Annotated in this window: 18 protein-coding genes; 3 read left to right on the forward strand and 15 right to left on the reverse strand. The window is 44.7% G+C overall.

The genetic code is table 11. The features are described 5' to 3' along the window. Positions 1–2: 2 nt before the first annotated feature. The 4 genes from LDK34_RS06015 to LDK34_RS06030 form a co-directional block, all read right to left on the reverse strand. Entirely contained in the window at positions 3–632 is a 630-nt protein-coding gene (locus LDK34_RS06015) for a TMEM175 family protein (protein ID WP_225439117.1), read from the reverse strand. 3 nt (positions 633–635) lie between these two features. Beyond that, on the reverse strand, positions 636–1097 hold the full coding sequence (locus LDK34_RS06020) for a MerR family transcriptional regulator (protein ID WP_178943086.1): 462 nt from the start codon (positions 1095–1097) through the stop codon (positions 636–638). A 66-nt stretch (positions 1098–1163) separates the two neighbouring features. Continuing rightward, the gene (locus LDK34_RS06025) at positions 1164–1652 is read right to left on the reverse strand and encodes a GNAT family N-acetyltransferase (RefSeq protein WP_236941566.1); all 489 of its coding nucleotides are present in this window, start codon (positions 1650–1652) and stop codon (positions 1164–1166) included. Positions 1653–1991: 339 nt separating this feature from the next. Beyond that, positions 1992–2651 (reverse strand): histidine phosphatase family protein, encoded by a 660-nt coding sequence (locus LDK34_RS06030; RefSeq protein ID WP_178943087.1) that lies wholly within the window; start codon positions 2649–2651, stop codon positions 1992–1994. 219 nt (positions 2652–2870) lie between these two features. Between LDK34_RS06030 and LDK34_RS06035 the strand changes: the two genes are divergently transcribed. After that, positions 2871–4958, forward strand: a complete 2088-nt coding sequence (locus tag LDK34_RS06035; protein WP_236941567.1) for an LTA synthase family protein — start codon at positions 2871–2873, stop codon at positions 4956–4958. Positions 4959–5535: 577 nt separating this feature from the next. Here LDK34_RS06035 and LDK34_RS06040 read toward each other — a convergent pair. The 7 genes from LDK34_RS06040 to LDK34_RS06070 form a co-directional block, all read right to left on the reverse strand. After that, positions 5536–6813 (reverse strand): CPBP family intramembrane glutamic endopeptidase, encoded by a 1278-nt coding sequence (locus LDK34_RS06040; RefSeq protein WP_178943089.1) that lies wholly within the window; start codon positions 6811–6813, stop codon positions 5536–5538. 579 nt (positions 6814–7392) lie between these two features. Beyond that, positions 7393–7854 (reverse strand): MarR family winged helix-turn-helix transcriptional regulator, encoded by a 462-nt coding sequence (locus LDK34_RS06045; protein ID WP_178943090.1) that lies wholly within the window; start codon positions 7852–7854, stop codon positions 7393–7395. Positions 7855–8097: 243 nt separating this feature from the next. Continuing rightward, positions 8098–8712 (reverse strand): signal peptidase I, encoded by a 615-nt coding sequence (gene lepB, locus LDK34_RS06050; RefSeq protein ID WP_178943091.1) that lies wholly within the window; start codon positions 8710–8712, stop codon positions 8098–8100. A gap of 119 nt (positions 8713–8831) precedes the next feature. Continuing rightward, positions 8832–9827, reverse strand: a complete 996-nt coding sequence (locus tag LDK34_RS06055; protein WP_236941568.1) for an NAD(P)/FAD-dependent oxidoreductase — start codon at positions 9825–9827, stop codon at positions 8832–8834. A 12-nt stretch (positions 9828–9839) separates the two neighbouring features. Then, a complete protein-coding gene (locus tag LDK34_RS06060) occupies positions 9840–11303 on the reverse strand; it encodes an amidase (RefSeq protein WP_236941569.1) in 1464 nt (487 codons plus the stop codon). A 493-nt stretch (positions 11304–11796) separates the two neighbouring features. After that, on the reverse strand, positions 11797–11940 hold the full coding sequence (locus LDK34_RS06065) for a hypothetical protein (protein ID WP_162854132.1): 144 nt from the start codon (positions 11938–11940) through the stop codon (positions 11797–11799). Between the two features lie 124 nt (positions 11941–12064). Further along, positions 12065–12580, reverse strand: coding sequence for a GNAT family N-acetyltransferase (locus LDK34_RS06070; RefSeq protein WP_178943094.1), 516 nt, complete (start codon positions 12578–12580; stop codon positions 12065–12067). 128 nt (positions 12581–12708) lie between these two features. Here LDK34_RS06070 and LDK34_RS06075 point away from each other — a divergent pair, with 128 nt between their 5' ends. Both LDK34_RS06075 and LDK34_RS06080 read left to right on the forward strand, forming a co-directional pair. Next, the gene (locus tag LDK34_RS06075; RefSeq protein WP_236941570.1) at positions 12709–13362 is read left to right on the forward strand and encodes a DUF805 domain-containing protein; all 654 of its coding nucleotides are present in this window, start codon (positions 12709–12711) and stop codon (positions 13360–13362) included. 294 nt (positions 13363–13656) lie between these two features. Then, positions 13657–13830, forward strand: a complete 174-nt coding sequence (locus tag LDK34_RS06080; RefSeq protein ID WP_178943096.1) for a hypothetical protein — start codon at positions 13657–13659, stop codon at positions 13828–13830. Positions 13831–13960: 130 nt separating this feature from the next. Here the strand turns inward: LDK34_RS06080 and LDK34_RS06085 are convergent, their stop codons facing one another. The 4 genes from LDK34_RS06085 to LDK34_RS06100 all read right to left on the reverse strand — a co-directional run bounded on the left by LDK34_RS06085 (position 13961) and on the right by LDK34_RS06100 (position 18368). Then, on the reverse strand, positions 13961–14644 hold the full coding sequence (locus tag LDK34_RS06085) for a hypothetical protein (RefSeq protein WP_178943097.1): 684 nt from the start codon (positions 14642–14644) through the stop codon (positions 13961–13963). Between the two features lie 483 nt (positions 14645–15127). Next, positions 15128–17170, reverse strand: coding sequence for a heavy metal translocating P-type ATPase (locus LDK34_RS06090; protein ID WP_178943499.1), 2043 nt, complete (start codon positions 17168–17170; stop codon positions 15128–15130). A gap of 174 nt (positions 17171–17344) precedes the next feature. Beyond that, a complete protein-coding gene (locus LDK34_RS06095) occupies positions 17345–17782 on the reverse strand; it encodes a CopY/TcrY family copper transport repressor (protein WP_178943098.1) in 438 nt (145 codons plus the stop codon). A 70-nt stretch (positions 17783–17852) separates the two neighbouring features. Continuing rightward, on the reverse strand, positions 17853–18368 hold the full coding sequence (locus tag LDK34_RS06100; protein WP_236941571.1) for a DUF4811 domain-containing protein: 516 nt from the start codon (positions 18366–18368) through the stop codon (positions 17853–17855). Positions 18369–18393 lie beyond the last annotated feature (25 nt).

Raw genomic sequence — 18393 nt, forward strand, 5'->3', positions numbered from 1 at the left:
AGTTAAACCTCCAACTTGCTGGTTTGACGTCGATTACGGCTCAGGTGCAAGTACGCAATAAAGTGAAACGCAATGCCTGCCAACAGCAAAAGTCCGCCAATCCAGTTGGACCAAATTGAGGTGATAATCGCTAGTCCATACAATGCGATTGACCGTAAGGGGTCCATTTTAATACCACGATCAAACACAAAGTGGTTCTTGTCCATCATCTGTTGATGGGTGTACAGATAGCGATACATCACGTAGTAAACGGAGGAGATGAATAACGCCACTGCTGAATAAATCATAAACGACACACGAATGTCCGCAGTATTTCGTTCCGCAATGGCTGTCGCCACCAGGCTCATTGGATAATCTAACAACGTGACACTAAACATCGATAACAAATTAATCAGGTTCAAGTTTCGATCAATCACTTTCAGGCTCGCGAAGTAATCGTGGTGAAAGAGCCATAACGTCCCAACATAAAAGTAAGAGACTGCATAAGCTAAAAATTCCGGCCATTGTTGCGCAATTGCCGCTGCTAAATGGCCTTGGTGATATTCTGGAACATGAAATTCCAATACAAGAATCGTAATCAAAATGGCAAAAACGCCATCACTAAATGCTTCCAAACGTGATTTAGACATCATCGATCAATTTGCTCCATTTTCTGGTTTAACAACATAATGGACGCGGTTATCTGCCGTCCTGTGAGCGTACAAACGTTGCGTATGATCTTCATCAAAATAACCAAGGTCTAGCATTGTTTGCCCATCAATCGTGGCCTCGCCATGATACGCATCCAGCAAAAAGCCACGAATATTGAACGCTTCCGCCATCAAGGCATCTGTGCGTTCAACAGAGGCAGCTAGTGTGTAACCCTCGTCCAACATCAGTTTGATACCAGACACTTTTAAAAACGTGTCATACCCGTACAAACGCGACGTATTACCGTCTTCGCGCTCTTTAGGCTTAATGTATCCCTTTGATTCCCAATAACGAAGTTGACGAGTTGAAACATCCGTCATTTTACTGATCTGGCCAATACCGAAAATTAAATTCGCCGTGCTAAAAATTTTACCATTACTGGTGTCGCGCAAACTTGTTCGCGCCATCCACCCACCTCCTGGTTAATGCATGTTGCCAAAATTCATTATGACGTCCGCAACGACATTACTGTCTTATTCTTCCGGATATAATTCTTTAGTCATCTTACGGTGCCAAATGTTAACTTCCAAAAATGGTTGACCATAAGCTTCAAAACTTTGTTTGGCATAAAAACTGATGGCCGTTTCTTGCGCTTCTAGATATAGCGTCTTGAAACCATTTTCCTTGGCATCAGCCGTAATTTGATTGATCAGCGCGACGGCGTAACCACGATGCCGTGCCCAGTCAATGGTTGCAACCCTTTGAATCTGAAGTAGATCATCATCTAAGGCTTTGACCCGCGCCGTCACGACCGGTGTGCCATGATCGTAACCAACATAGTGCGTTGCGTCTTCGTCATGACCATCCAACTCTAATTCCTTATCAATACCTTGTTCGTCGACAAAAACAGCTAGGCGGACGGATACAGCATCTTCGTAAACCTTGCCGTCCGTTCCCTTAAGTTGTTCAATATCAAGTTCTGGTTTTTCTTCTTTCTTCTTACCCCAGTGAAATAAACTCATTAATTGCTCCTTAGTTTTTTATTTAAATTGATGTCGCTGATGCTACATAGCCATAACGCGCTCCCAGCCCTAAAGCCTGTGCACAATTGAAACTGACCATTGCACAGGCAAAACTACTACATAGCCAAAACGTGTCACTGTCGCCCAGAAGGCTGTGCATAACCCGAAGCTGATGAAAACCAAGCAAAGACCGCTTGATTCTCGACTGCTACATAGCCATAACGCGCTCCCAGCCCTAAAGCCTGTGCACAACTGAAACTGACCATTGCACAGGCAAAAAGCACCTGCACAATCGTCAATTCCTGTTGTTGCTCGGCTTCAAACCCGGGCTTGTCACGCTCACTTCTCGTTATACCCCAACACTGTAATCTTCTGATCATCGAGGGCGAGGCGGGTCACACTGCCGTTTTCTGGACGGACGCTGAGATCGTACTTGCCGCCCCCGTAACGCTCCATTAGACTGAGCAACGTATTGCCATGACTGATAACTAGTACATTATCGCCATCAGAAAGACCGTCATTTTCACGAATCAAATCGAAACCACGATCGATTCGCTGCCAGTATTCGTCGTTACTTTCGGCATCATGAAACGGATCTGCCTCTTTCATGAGGTCCTTCGCCTTGGCAATCGAATATTTTTCTTCGATTTCTTTAAAACCATTTAATCCATGTGGACGGCCGACTTGATCCCACACATAATTCATGTTTTCGCCTTCAAAGGAACCATAGAACTGTTCGCGGAAAAACGGACTGCTAATCGGCTGTTTAACATTTGAAACCGTATTTTCCGTCAAAATCGTCGCCGCTGTTTGTTGTGCTCGCGTTGTGTCAGAACAATAGACTGCAGCAAACGACACATTAGCTAGCCGTTCACCCGCTGACTTGGCGTCTGCTAGACCCTTGTCGGTCAACGGTGAATTACTCCACCCTTGCAGTTTGTTATAAATATTAAAATAAGTTTGTCCATGACGGACTAAATACAGTGTCACTGATGCCATGTTAATAACCCCCAAATTTTAATGTTTTCTAGACTCTATTATACACGACGGTACCGTTGTTAAGTAAAATTGACGGGCTTCTTTGCGGAACGTAAACATTCTTTAGCCGGTTAAAGTTTGCGTAAGGTCATTTTGCCAATAGTGAACAGCTATTGGCCGACGTGGTAAACTATGTCATATGCTTTTTGACGAGTAAATTTAAAAAGAGGACCTTGATTCATGCGTAAGCTGCAAGCAAAACTTAACACCCGAATCGGTTTGTTCTGGCTTCTGGTCTTTGTCTTTTGGGCCAAAACGATGTTGGCATACGCGGTCGACTTTCACATTTCCATTAGTGACCCCGTCCAAGCCTTCATTGTCGCCATCAATCCGATTGGAACCAGCCTTCTATTATTCGGCCTCGCTTTTTATGCACGGCGGGCGCGGTTCTTCTATCCAATCTTGACGTTAACCTACATCTTAAATACTGTCTTACTTTATCTGAACGTGATTTACTTCCGTGAATTCACCGATTACATGACAGTTTCGACAATGACCGGCTACGACAAAGTCAATCAAGGCTTATCAGGCAGTTCGCTCGCCCTGACCATGCCTCATGATGTCCTTTATTGGCTAGACTTAGTCATTTTAATTCTGCTGTTTGCCTTTCGCTGGTTGAAGTTTGACAAACTAGCACTGCCGAAAAAGACCGGCTTCGCCGTGACTTCGTTTGCCATTATGTTTATTACGTTCAACTTAGCCGTCGCTGAAATGGACCGGTCTCAACTAATGACGCGGACGTTTGACCGGACATATGTGGTTAAGTATCTCGGACTAGATTTTTTCACCGCTTACGATGGCGCTAGTGAATGGCACACATCTTCAATGCGAGCCGCGGCCACCAAGTCTGAACTAAAGGATGTCACTGACTTTACGCAGAAACATTACGCTGCTCCAAATAAAGCGATGTTTGGTGCCGCTAAGGGTCGCAACGTGATTGTGATTCACCTTGAAAGTTTCCAACAATTTTCGATTGACCAAAAAGTTAATGGTAAAGAAGTCACGCCATTTTTAAACAGCATTTATCACTCTAAGGATACCTATGCGTTTGATAATTTCTTCCATCAGGTGGGCCAAGGGAAAACGTCTGACGCAGAGAACATGCTAGAAGCTGGTACGTATGGTCTGCCACAAGGATCGTTGTTTGCCCAACTGGGCAGCGATGAAACCTTCCAAGCCGCACCGGCGATTCTCGAACAGTCACCTGAAAAGTACACCACTGCCGTTTTCCATGGTAACGTGCCAACATTCTGGAACCGAAATAACGTGTATCCAAATTTGGGTTATCAATACTTCTTCTCACAACCGTATTACAATCACAGCGGTGATCGTTCCATGGGTTATGGGTTGAAGGACAAGCTGTTGTTTGACGACTCTGTAAAGTACCTTCAACACCTGCAACAGCCGTTTTATGTTAAATATCTGACCGTTACGAACCACTTCCCGTTTGAACTGAACAAGGAAGACCAGGATCCCAACTTTAAAACAACGGACACCGATGACTCCGCAGTGAATAACTACTTTGTCACGAACCACTATCTGGACCAATCCGTTGAGGAACTGTTCAACTTCCTGAAGTCATCAGGGCTTTATAACAAATCAATGATCGTCATCTATGGGGATCATTACGGGATTTCCAATTCAGAAAATAAGAACCTTGCCAGTGTCCTTGGGAAAGATCCAGACAACTGGACCAATTTCGACAATGCCCAACTACAGCGTGTGCCATTTATGGTTCATATTCCGGGCAATGGTCATGGCAAGATTGAGCATCAATATGGTGGTGAAATTGACGTTGAGCCAACACTGCTCCACTTACTGGGCATCAACTCCAAAAAGTATGTGCAGTTCGGTACCGACCTCTTCTCCAAACACCATGATCAGGTTGTGGCTTTCCGCAATCAAGACTTTGTGACACCGACCTACACGTCTCTTTCCGGCACCATCTACAGTAATAAAACTGGTCAACCAGCTAACCTAACGGCTGCACAGAAGAAACACACAGACGCCGAGCAGGCCAAGGTGACTAAGGAACTGAGTCTCTCTGATTCATTGAATCAAAAGAACCTATTGCGATTCTACAAACCAGATGGTTTTACCACAGTTGATCCTAGTAAATATAAGTACACGAAGGGTTTACAGAAAGCCGAGCAGATCGAACGTGATCGCGGTGTCGGTAGCACCTCGCTGTACAGTCAAAACGGCAATAAATCAATCGAAGGACTGTACCACACGGATGCTCCTGAGGTTGATGACAAGGGTCGTTGATCCATTTCAATACCACACAAATACCCATCGCAAACGGAAATTAACCATTGCGATGGGTATTTGTTTACTTCTAAATTGTCTACGACATAACATTCTTGATGACAACCGCTACGCTGACCGAAAACGCCGTTCCGTTGGGACCGGTCTCAGCCTCCTTAAACCCGGAGTCTTTAACCTTGATTATGAGCCGAAACCCACGTCTCATAAGTCATCCCGCAACACTAAGCGGCCAAAGTCCCGCCGCCAAGTGTTGCCGACACGGAACTCTGTCTTCGGTCATCTCCACTCGTGAAGTAGATTGTTGGTCGCCTGCCCATTTTAATGTTGTAAATGAAATTCACCGTTATATCAGCTGGAGGACGGCAACATTGATACCGAGCCGTGAAGGTAACGTTAATTCGGTGATTTGCCCGAATTTAGGTTACGGACGGTCGTGAAGACTCGCGGTCTTCACGAGGCTTTACGGCGAGGTGAAAGACCGTGCACTTCGGGCTTGAACCGGTCCCACGGCGAGCGTGTCAATGGTGGCAACCGCAAGCGACATCCAGCAATAACTTACATCGACCTGAATCTGTAACTAACGGGTCGGAAACGTTTGACGGGAAACTGAACCGCCGAAAAACAACCCATTTCCTGTAAACTCTGGGAAATTTCGTTTGGCATTGCGGCCCCGCTCACCCGTCAGTAAGAAAATGGTGATGGCGATAAAGATAACGGCTAGGATAACAGTCATCCACCAGTCAAACATCCCCGGTTTACCCATTGTCTGGGTGCCACTGCTCATAAACGCAAAGCTATCAACGCTGAAATGGAACAACATCGGCCACCACAAAGCACGTGTGTACAAATACAAAGCGGCTAGTAAACAACCGATACTGGCTGCCGACAGCGCCTGTTCAAACGTAGCTGACCAGCTTTGCCCCTGAAGTGCGTTTGGCAGATGAAACAAGCCAAACAAAATACTCGTAACAGCCACGGACCAACCAAATTGATGACGTGAAAACTCAAATGCACGCATCATGAGACTAAGCGTGGCAAAGCGAAGTAGCCATTCTTCCACAATCCCAGGTTCCACACCGTTTAACATCATCTTGAAGGTCGGTGACTTCATGTGAAAGTCGAATTTCCACAGGGTGCCAAACGATGTTCCTGCGTCAAAACTATTAAAAATGACGTAGCCGACACAAAACAACGCCAGTAAAACGATGATCCACCACTGCGCCGTTCTGGAAAACCCAAATCGAGGCAAACGGAACCCCCAAACTTTCATTGCGAAGCCCGTAATAATCACGAAACTAAAGGCACCAACAAAACCACTGGTTGCCAAGTCTTTTACTACTGGCGCCAATGACTTTTCAAACGCCATGACCGCAATTTCAGGCGCAGCCACGATGACCTCAAACCCAACTGAGAAGAGAACCACAACTCGGCCAACTAACGATTCAATGCGTCCGTAAGCAAACACGCCAACAGGAATATAAACCAGCAATGACATGATAAAGACTACGATTGCAGCACCATTAGCATTAACGTGCAACCGCTTCACACAGATGACCACCAATACCATAAGTACCAATGAAACCGTCACCGTCTGAACAAATACTTGGCCATAGTGATTAAAACGATACAGAAAACGTTTGAACCAATGACGATTTGCTAATGTTTCCTCATTTGGGGCCAACAAAATCAACCCTAATAAATTCAATACCAGCATCACATCCAGTAGCACCACCACCGTAGTTCGATTTTGATGGAGCACAACACGTCCTGCAATTAAAATAAGCTCTTGAATGATTACTTGCACGAAAAACCAGCGTCGCAATCCTATGTTCGTCGTTAACCCCTGCCTTGCCATATCCGCTCACCTCCGCGTTCAGTAATTTCGTGTTTTTCGATAACGGAACTTTCCAATCATTTATTAAAGTTTTATCGATCACTTTAATTTCTCTGAAATTCTCTTATGATTTTATAATCATATCACTAAAAACGTATCAACGTGTTGATACGAGGCAATCATAATAAGAGATTAAAACCGTGATGATGAGAAAGAAGCAATCTGCTTCTTTGTAGAATACATTATTTACCGCCAACAGTTGAAAGCAACAGGTCATCTGGCAATCCTGGTATGTCGAAAATTGATGGTTAAACGATGTGCAAGCTTGTAACTATGTGAGCTGGAGGGCGCCAATATTGATACCGAGCCGTGAAGGTAACGTTAATTTGGTGATTTGCCCGAATTTAGGTTACGGACGGTCGTAAAGACTCGCGGTCTTCACGAGGCTTTACGGCGAGGTGAAAGACCGTGAGCTTCTGGCTTGAACCGGTCCCACGGCGAGCGTGTCAATGTTGGCAACCGTAAGCGGTCAGACAATCCCCATTTTTCAGCGCACAAAAAAACACCAACACGCTATAAATATCCGCATTGATGTCTTTTTTATTCGAAGGTCGGTAAGGATGCGCCAAGTTGTTCAATTAACTTGATTGCATCATCGATTTTTTCAATTGAAATGGTGTCGCCTAAACTTTCAACTGATTCACGAATCGACTTTTCAATCTTGTGATGCAAACGAACACCCTTATTGGTTAAGAAAACCAATTTGGTTCGGCGGTCATCAGCGGTTGTTTTCATTTCAACCTGATCGTCTTTTAACAGCTTACCAATTTGTGTCGAGACAACGCTCATTGAAAATGGCGTTTCCTTGGTAAGTTGAGACACGGTGATGCCTTTGTTTGCAGCGATTCGTCTCAACAAAACGGCCGTTTGTAAATTCAGACCGAAGTGATTAACAAAATTAATCGCTGCACGGTTAGCGACATAAACTTCGTTAACGTAGTGATCACATAGTACTGCAACCATTGCATCAACATTTTCCTGATCATTCATTGGTTCGGACATTACGAGAACCCCTTTTCTCAAAAATTACTGTAATAAACCCAGTTGTCTTTGATCCACTTATAGCTTTGCCCAAGTGATTAAAGTTAAACTTATGAAATGAATTGTACTTAATTGTAGTTGAGAAACCTAAAAAATACCATAAACTTATTAATATTATACCCATTTAACCAAATTTATTGCATAAAAAAAGAAACAATAATGCCTAAACTTGGCGTTATCGTCCCTTCTCCAACTAAAATAAATTCATTTTACGTTAATTTGCTCATGATTCTCTGACCACGGATAAGCTTTAACGACGCCGACAACTTTGCTTTTCGGTACGAAGCCATAGTACCGACTGTCGTTTGATACAGCACGATTATCCCCGAGAACGAAATAGCTATCTTTTGGAACCTTAGTAACACCAGCGTTACGCGTCCAGTTTTCATCATAGCTAAGTGTTTTTAGATTAAACCCTTTGTAGTTATTGCCATTATGTGGCAAAGCTGTTAGCGTACCAGCCTGTTGCTGTTTTTTGGTGATATAGCTCTGAGAAACAAACTTACCGTTTACGTATAACTTTCCATCAGCGTGATAATCAATCGTGTCTCCAGGCATTCCAATAATCCGCTTAACATACATAACTTTAGTATCAGTCGCCTGTGGGTCCACACCGTAAGCCTTAAACACGATGACGCGATCATGCTTTAATGGCGCCTGCTTAAAGGCCCACACCCGCTCGTCATTCTGAAGGTTAGGCAACATTGAGGGGCCGTCAACACGTACGTGTGCAATCAGAAGCCATTTAACTAACATTGCAATGGCAAAACCAATTAAAACTGGCCACACCCAGCTCATAACTTTTTTAATGTGAAGCACATCCTTTCACAGGGCTTTTACATAAATTAAAAAGACATTAGTAGATATCATTATAGCCGTTTTTCAACCGACATAAAGCGATAAAAACAATAATTGTCAGAAGTTATCGTTTTCACTGATTATTCGTTGGGTAAGTGAACCGACGTACTGTGCACTGGACCACGGTGATGCGGATCAATAGCAAACGCAGCAGCGTGAACAGCCGTAGCCGCTTCGCCAAATCCTGTCGCAATTAAGGCCACCTTGCCATCATAGCTGGCCGTATCGCCAGCGGCATAAATGCCGTCAATGCTAGTTTTCATGCTACCATCAACAGCCACTTGTTGCCGGTTTTGGTCAAACTGCAGGTCCCAGTTTTCAAACACGCTGTGATCAGAAATAAAACCATAATTCACAACCAGATCATCCACGGTAACCGCTCGGTGATTGTCAGTTTTCATTTCTTTTAAGTCGACTGTCACCTGATTGCCGTTTGCGGTCAGTCCGCTCACAAGATAAGGCGTAACCGTTTCAACACTGGATTCATTCAGCCTAGTTACGCTGTGTGGCAACGCCCGGAATGAATCCCGGCGGTGCATCAAATATACATGATGGGCCACCGGTTCTAACATCAACGCAATATCAATGGCAGCGTCTCCACCACCAGCAATCATCACGTCATGATTCTTAAATTGAGCGACCTTCGGCACAAAGTACCAAAGATTACGCCCTTCAAACGCCTCTGCGTTATCCACAGCCAGTTTGCGCGGCGTGAAAGCGCCATTACCTGTAGTCACCAAAACAGCCTTAGAATGGGTTACATCCTTGTTGGTCGTGATCGTGAAATCACCCAGTTGACCACTCACGTTAGTCACTGTTGTTTCCGTCTTTATCGTAACTGGAAATTCACTCGTTTGTGCCACTAACTTGTCGACTAATTCTTGGGCAGTTACGTGGCTAAAACCGGCCACATCCAAAATGCGTTTTTCCGGATACAGCGTGGTTAATTGACCACCGACCTGGGGCAAGCTCTCAACAACTTGCGTTTTTAACTCCTGCAAACCTGCGTAAAAAGCGGCAAATAAGCCCACGGGACCGCCACCAATAATTGTTAAATCATACATCGTTTCACTCATTATTAAATCCTGTCATTCCTCTTCAAATGTGGGTAGCTTTAGTTGATGTTGTTGTTCAAACAAACGACCAATACGCAACAACGCCAGTTCATCACCTTTGCGGGCGGTAAACTGAATGCCAATTGGTAAGCCTGAGTCAGTCACAAATGTTGGCAAACTGATGGCCGGTTGTCCTGTCAAATTAGCCTGTTGCGTAAATGGCGACAATGTCAGTGCCTGTTCAAAATAATCCCACAACAACTGCAATCGCTCAGAAGATTTCATCCGCGTCACATGATCGATTTGAGCATCAATATCTGGATCCACCAAAGGATTGTCCAAACGTGGCGCTGGATAAGCAGTCGTTGGGGTCAGGTACAGATCATACGTGTCCAAAAAGTCATCCATCTGTGCACTTGCCTGATCCCATAGACTCATTGCCTGACTATACTGTGCACCAGTGACACCCAGTCCTGCCTGATAGATCAGCCACGTCAACCGTTCCATATCGTCTGGCTCAACCGAACGTCCTAAGGCTTGATTAACGGAATCAAACATTGCGGCGGTTTCAGCACCATTCATCATGTAGTAAGACCGCATGAGTGCCACACCGTCCAATGGATTACTCTTTTCGACTACTTCATAGCCCTGTTCCTGTAAGAATGTCACGGCATCCTCGACTGCCTGCACGGCCGCTTTAGAAACAGGCGTACCAACGGGTGATTTTGTACTGTAAGCAATTCTCAGATGAGCTGGCTGATCCCAGAGTTGCGCCGCAAACCCTTGTAAGTTAACGGGCGTACTAAATGGTGCCTCTGGTTGGTACGTTTGCAACCAGTCTAATAAGGCTGCTGTATCGCGAATTGAATGCGTTAACGCAAAATTAATGGACGCGCCGGCCCAACCACGCCAGCCATCAGGACCGACAGGCACTCGCCCACGTGTGGGCTTCAACCCAATCAAGCCGGAGAATGAGGCCGGTATACGGATCGATCCGCCGCCATCATTACCGGCAGCCAATGGTACATAACCGGCCGCAACACTTGTCGCTGCGCCGCCAGATGATCCACCCGGATAATAGTCGCGGTCCCACGCATTCCGCGTTTTACCATAGAGCACTGGATCAGTAATGTTTTTGAAGCCAAACTCTGGCGCATTCGTTTGACCAATTATGATAAAACCAGCATCTTGCAACGCAGCCACAAAATTATCTGTTTGACCCGCAATTTCATCTTTGAATAAGCGGGCACTCAGTGTGGCCGGTTCACCCTTCAAATTTTGGCCGAGATCCTTCAATAGCAGTGGCACACCTAAAAAAGGCTGACCAAGATTCTGCAACTGTTGGGCCTCCGACAGCGCTTTTTCACGACGCGTGTGAACGACCGCGTTCAAGTCATCGTTGGTCGCTTCGATCCGGGCGAAAGCTGCTTCGACCAAGGCCTCACTGGTCACTTCACCATCGCGGACTCGACGTGCTAATTCCAATGCATCTGCCATGACAATTCGCCTCCAAACGTTTGTTGATTGTTAGCTAAATTATACCGCATTCCGTGTTTTGCATGCGATTTTTGAGTGACACATTGAGGATGTCTTAATATGTGATGAGGTGCTTTATCGTGCGTGACTTGCGCTTACGGTTGGCAACAATGACACGCTCGCCGTGGGACCAGATCGAGCCCGAAATTCACGGTCCCTCACCTCGACCTCGCTGCATAGCTCCGTGAAAAACCGGGTCTCTGCGACCGTCCGTGATGTAAATTCGGCATCATGGCTCGGTATCATTGTTACCGCCCTCCAGCTCATATCCTAACAAAATACAGACGCACACCAGTTAACAACAACTAATACTAGTCTGCACAGTCATGTGCATAAATAAAAATAAGGCTAAATGACACATTGAATATGCATCATTTAACCTTATTTTTATTAATAGCGACAACAATTGTTATCACTCGGCACGCTTACCTATGTAAGCAACCACGTTGGAAAACTAGTTTTCGTCTTCCAACTTCTTTGCATCTGCATCAATCGTGGCAAAGCCAGATTCTTTTGATTCTGGCTTTGGGTTCTTAGCACGATCTTCTTCGGCCTTTTCAATCAAAGCCTTACGTTCTTCCTTACTCAATTTAGCCATGATATTCGCCTCTTTTAAATGGAAAAGAAACGGGCGCCATTAAGTCCCACGCTTTGTGGGGACGGCTCGTTGGTTTCATTGTAGCGCTTTTATCAGATTTTGGTAAACTTTGTTTTATTCAAAATTACCGTTCGTCTTGTCTCAGTTTAAACTGTAGCTCCCCCGCCGTCTCGCGATCCAACGTGAAGCCCTGCCCCTTCAAGAGCGCAACGGTCTGTGTGTTGTCTGACTGCACGTTTGCAATAACTTGAATGAGACCAAGTTCATCAAACGCAAACGACAACATATGACTCAGCACTTCACTCATGACACCTTGGCGCTGAGCAGACGGCAATAGTTCAAACGTAATTGCTGCAGTTGCTCGATCTGCCACAAAAGAATCGAACCCAAACGTCCCTAAGAATTCACCCGTCCGTTTGTCACCAATGCCCCATATTAAAGCATCGTTATGCATAATCTTGCTCATGACACGATTTACATGAGCCGCCGTGTCCATGATGGTTGCATCAACGTCCCGATTAGTTAACTTTGCTACACTGGCATCATGACGTAATGCAAAGACCTCTTTCACTTTAAATGTGGTTAGCCAGTCTAATTCATAGTGTTTAGTCATAATCGGATGGTACTTTTCAAAAATCATGGTCCGCCTTCTTTCTCATGACGCTATTATACAAATTTACGTTGCCAAAGTCAGAATTAAGGGTTGCTTTACTTTTTATTGCGGAATCGCATGGTATAATTCTGCTAAGAAATGTGAGGGGAAGCAGCATGTTAGTCGCGTACAAGAAATTTTGGCAACACTCATTTCACATCAAGGGCGTTGCGACCCGCGCGGAATTTTGGTGGGCCTTTTTAGTTAACTTCTTTTTTGAAATTCTATTTCAGGCCATGCAATATTTACGAGCCTTTGATTTCAATGATCATCCGTCGGCTCGTGTGGGAACCGGGAATCCGCACATGACCCACTGGTTATTTGCTGGCGGTGATAATAGCGTGTTTGCCAATACGTTTGCCATTCTCGCCATTATTTTCATGTTAGCAACACTGATTCCTAAGTTCACGATTGCTGTTCGTCGCTCCCACGACTTTAACTGGTCAGCACACTGGTTGATTGCCTTTTGGGTGACACGTTTTCTGCTATTCCTAGTCACCATTTACGAGCTGATTCTGTTAGTCGTAAATTACGATGACGGTCACGTAACTGCCTCCATGGCTAATTTTGAGTGGGGAGCTCTGGCACTATTAATTTTCTTCGTCCTTGAGCTCATTGAGTGGGGCCTGCTGGCTAAGAAGTCCAAACGACCAAACCGCTTTTTAGCAAACTCAACGCCTACGACAAATCCAGATGATAGTGGCGACTTAAACACAGATAGCGCTGAACTTGAGGGTACAACTACATCAAACGAAACAACAGCCAAATAGGCCTTCCAGTCCGCTGTTTGGCACATCAAACTTAATTAACGACGTAAAAAGACCACAATTCTGAAGTAAATCGGAATTGTGGTCTTAAAACTATTCAGCTTGTTTATTTACCCGCAATGTCATTGCGTTAATCGCGACGATCACTGCACTTAAGAAACTCAAAGAAATCTCGAAACTCGGTATCGAATTGCGTTACACCACACATATGATTCAGCCGGAAACAGTCATTAAGCGAGATCCTTATCATGAACGCAGCTTTAACAGTAGTTATGAGCCGGATGGTGGCGATGCAAAATGAAACAACAGCAGAAAATTCACGAAGCTAATTTAATCTTTACCCGTCAACTGATTGAAACAACAATACAGAAAAAACGCTTAGATGATTTACACGCATTCTATAACGTCGACAAATCAGTTAATGGTTCGCGGTCCGCTTTAAAGAATATCGGAATTGACGTCTTTCAATGATTAAAAACAAAATGTATTTCATGCTCTGTAACAACAAACAGAGCGCAATAATCAATCAAATGTCTTCACAGTACATAAATATCCCTAAATTCAAACTCAGTGAGATACCTTGCCTACCGACATATCTGCCTTATTTCATTTCGGCCTTTTTTAGTAAATCGTCACGGTGTCCCATCGTAGCGAGCTTACTTAATGCTGCTGACGGCGTGTGGTCAAAAGCCTTTGAGCCATTCATTTCGGCACCCCAAACACCAGATGAGAATGGCGTCTTGTAATTACCCTTAGACATATTTTTGATAGTAACCGTATATTTGCCATCGATTTCTTTAACGGTCGCCTTTAGGAATTTTGAAGTCTTTTCGTATTTCAGCTTACCGTCATTTGCTTTGACTGACTTCACAGTACTTGCATCCGGAGCCGCAAACAATCCGATTTTATTCGTAATATTTACACTCTTACCATCTTTAAAGTCCGCCTTACTTAATTTGATTCCATCTGCTGACATTGGGGCAAAATACCAACCCTTTGATCCAGATGCGGCGTGCATAAAGGCAAAATGCAAGTATGTTGAGTCCCCTTTCAACATAGAGACCTTGAATGACACAGATTTACCAGGCAAGGTTGCTCCAACAACCTTCTTGTCCTTACTATTATAACTTCCGACGATGGCACCAGACATTTTGCTCATATCGTTTTTTTTCATTTCAAACGTCGTGGCATGTGTCGCATCAGCTTTGACATTTGTCGCACCGACAGTTGCTAAAGTCATTGGTAGCACTGCTAACATTAGTCCCGTTGCAATCTTGTTTTTCATGATAAAAATATCTCCTTGCCTACTAATTATATTTAAATACTTTCAAAGCTACTGATAGAAATACAATAGTATTCTCTACCTTCCAACCAGATTATCTTTTTTCGAAAATTAGAAATATTTTATTGCCAATTATTTAATCCCCCCTTGAGTACATATGAGTATTCGCAGCGGCTAAGTCTTACAAACGCAATCACCAAATTGATGAAACGTTCACGACCTAGGGGCTTATTAAGACCCATAGCATCCCTCCCAAGTGATATAAGTATATTAGTGAACCCGATTAATATTAAATCCACTAACATTTTTTGGCAAAGAAGTGTACTCAATATTCACCTATTTGAACAAATTATACGAGTCCAAGATTTAGAGAAATTGGTTACACAAGGAGAAAGTCATAATTCCATGAGGATGACAGAAAAAGAAGGCTTTAGTCGCATAAAAAAGACCACAATTCTGAAGTAAATCGGAATTGTGGTCTTAAAACTATTCAGCTTGTTTATTTACCCGCAGTGTCATCGCGTTAATCGCTACGATCACTGTACTTAGAGACATCAACACTGCCCCGAGCATTGGGCTAAGGATAAATCCCAACGGTGCCAAGACCCCTGCTGCTAATGGGATGGCTAAAATGTTATAACCAGCTCCCCACCAGAGGTTCTCTGTCATCTTGCCTGTTGTCTTACGGGCTAAATTCAAGAATTCAACAACATCGTTAGGGTCGCTACGAACCAACACAACGTCGGCCGAATCAATCGCCACATCTGTGCCTGAGCCAATCGCCACACCAATATCTGCACGCGCTAAACTTGGCGCGTCGTTAACCCCATCACCAATCATCATGACGGAACCATCTTGCTGATACTGACGGACAATTTTCTCCTTATCCTCTGGCATGAGTTGCGCCCGCACTTCGTCGATGCCTAATTGTTTGGCAACAACCTGGGCCGTTTGTTCATTGTCACCTGTTAACATAACCGGCACAATGTGTTGTTTCTTCAACATACTGATCATACGTTTGGCAGCCGGCTTTATTTCATCCCCCTGCGCCACGAAACCAGTTAATCGATCATCGACAAGTAAATAACTAACTGAATTGCCTGAACTGGCAAGTTGATCAAACTGCTGGTGGTCGTAGGCTATCCCCTGCTGGTTCAAATATGTGGCCGAGACAATGGCTACCTTATGACCATCTGCGTGGCCCTGCACGCCAACACCAGTAATCTGAGCAATGTCAGTCACTTTTGCCGCTGTAATTTGGCGGTGTTTGGCCGCGTTCAGAATACCAACTGCTAATGGATGACTAGACCCATTTTCCAAACCAGCCAACTGGGCCAATACCGCGTCATCGCTCACACCATTAATTAAACTGCCAACAGCATGCACCTCAAAGTTTCCTTCGGTTAAAGTACCCGTCTTATCCATCAGGGCGTACTTTAGCGTCTTGACACGTTCCATTGCATCTCGGTTACGGATCAACAAACCGTTACGGGCAGCAATAGATGTGCTTCGTGCAACGACCAGCGGAATCGCTAAACCAAGCGCATGCGGGCAGGCAATCACCAGCACCGTCACTGCCACGGATAGTGCTAGCGCCAAATTACCGATGAATAGCCATGTTACAAAGGCTACGATGGCGACCAACAACGCCGCGTAAAACAGCGTCCCGGCAACTTTATCAGCCATGTTTTCTTGTTCTGACTTCGACTGTTGTGCATTGGCCACCAAATCCATAACTTGCGCTAAATAACCTGAATCTCCAGTTCCGGTAATCGTCATTTCAAACGTGCCATCACCGTTGACTGAGCCGCCAATAACTTTATCATCGGCCTTCTTCTCAATCCGTTTGGCCTCACCCGTCACCATGGCTTCGTTGACACTAGTGGTTCCACTTACTAACACTCCGTCGGCTGGAATCTGTTCACCAGCTCTTACCGACACGTGATCTCCCACAGCCAATTCGTTGACTTGAACATCCTGTGTCTGTCCATTGACGATCTTGTGTGCCGTGTTCGGCAAGAGTTTGGCCAGTGAGTCAACCGCTGAACCGGCATTCATCACCGCGTTCATTTCAATCCAGTGGCCTAGCAGCATGATGTCAATCAACGTTGCCAATTCCCAGAAGAAATTCATCACCATTGGCTTCACGTCGAACACATTGTTCGCGATTGTGGCATAAATACTGTAAATGTACGCAACAGAAATACCCATGGCAATTAACGCCATCATCGCTGGTTTGCGCGTCTTCAATTCGTCAACGGCTCCGGAAAAGAATGGTGCCCCACCGTAGAAGAACAAAATGGTGCCAATTAACGCCACTACCCAGTCTGAACCAGGAAACGACAACTGAAACGGCAACCGTGCGCCCATCATTGGCGTTAATAAAATAATCGGAATCGTTAAGACTAAGGACACCCAAAACTTCCGTTTGAGATTCCCCATGTGCATCATGCCATGCCCGGCCATCTGCATATCATCATGATTCATTTCGTCGTGCTTCATTTCATGATCCATCGACATGTTGTTCATCATGTGCCTCCCTTGATGCTTTTAATTTTACGTTTACATTTGTAATCGATAGGTACAGTTTACAATCGTAAACGGAAATCGTCAAGTCATAAGTTCCGTGATTTCATAAAAAAACTGTCTGGCTATTGCGCCAAACAGTTCCCTTTCATCAAAACAAATATTTAATTAGGCTTCCTACTTCATGGCATCGCAGCCGTCTGGCAAACAATCACATGCCACCGTCTCCGGCGCGGCCTTCGCTTTTTCAGCCAATTGAGCCTGCAAATCAGCAATGTTTGCCTTGCTGAGCGTCAAATTATCAATCAGATCAGCTAACGTTTGACCGACTTTCATCTGACACAGGTGACCAAACAAAGCTCGCGTTGCACTGTCCATGGCATCTTGTTCAGCAACCAACGGCGTATAAATGAACGCGTTGCCGTCTTTTCTCGTTGTGAGCGCCTGCTTCTTAACCAAACGACCCAGAAGCGTCTTAACTGTAGCTGATTTCCAACCCATCTTGTCGGCTAAAATTTCGGTAATCTGGCGGCTGTTTGATTCACCTAACGTCCATACAATCCGCATTACTTCCCATTCAGCATCACTAATTTCAAGTTTTACTGTGGCTTCCATGTTGAGAACCACCTTTCGTCATCGTTAACTAGTTTCAATGGCTAAAGTTTACACTTGTAATCGTGATTTTTCAACGATGTTGTACTGTTAGCACGGACCAGGTTGACGGCACGTTGTAATTAACGCTGTTATAAATCAATTCATGATTGTTATGGAGCCCAGCAAACATAATTTTTCCGAGTCTAGAATACTGCCACTCATGCCGTTTTGTCGTCATGATTGCTGCTGAATTAGCCTTGTCGGTTTGGTAAACGCTCACACGCGTGGTTTCTGGATTCGTATGCTTCGTTTGGTTTCCACTTGTCTTATAGACGTACGCCTTGTCGTGACCGGCACGGTCAAGTTTAACGGCCAATAGTAATGGCCCATGACGTGTCTGCTTGCTGGCTTTGATCACTGTTTGTTGCTGAGTTGTCGAGCGATGCATTGCCCAGTGATGCGTATCATTGCCAACGATTGCGGTCACTGACCCGATCAACAACAACCCAAACACAATGGTGCCAACAACCCGCCATGAATTTTTTTTGCCATAGACGAAACTGGCGAACAAGCCAATCACACCTAAAATAATGCCAAACAATATCATTTCTTCAACCTCTCCATTTCGTTTT

Source organism: Furfurilactobacillus milii (assembly GCF_021654115.1).
Lineage (GTDB): Bacteria > Bacillota > Bacilli > Lactobacillales > Lactobacillaceae > Furfurilactobacillus > Furfurilactobacillus milii.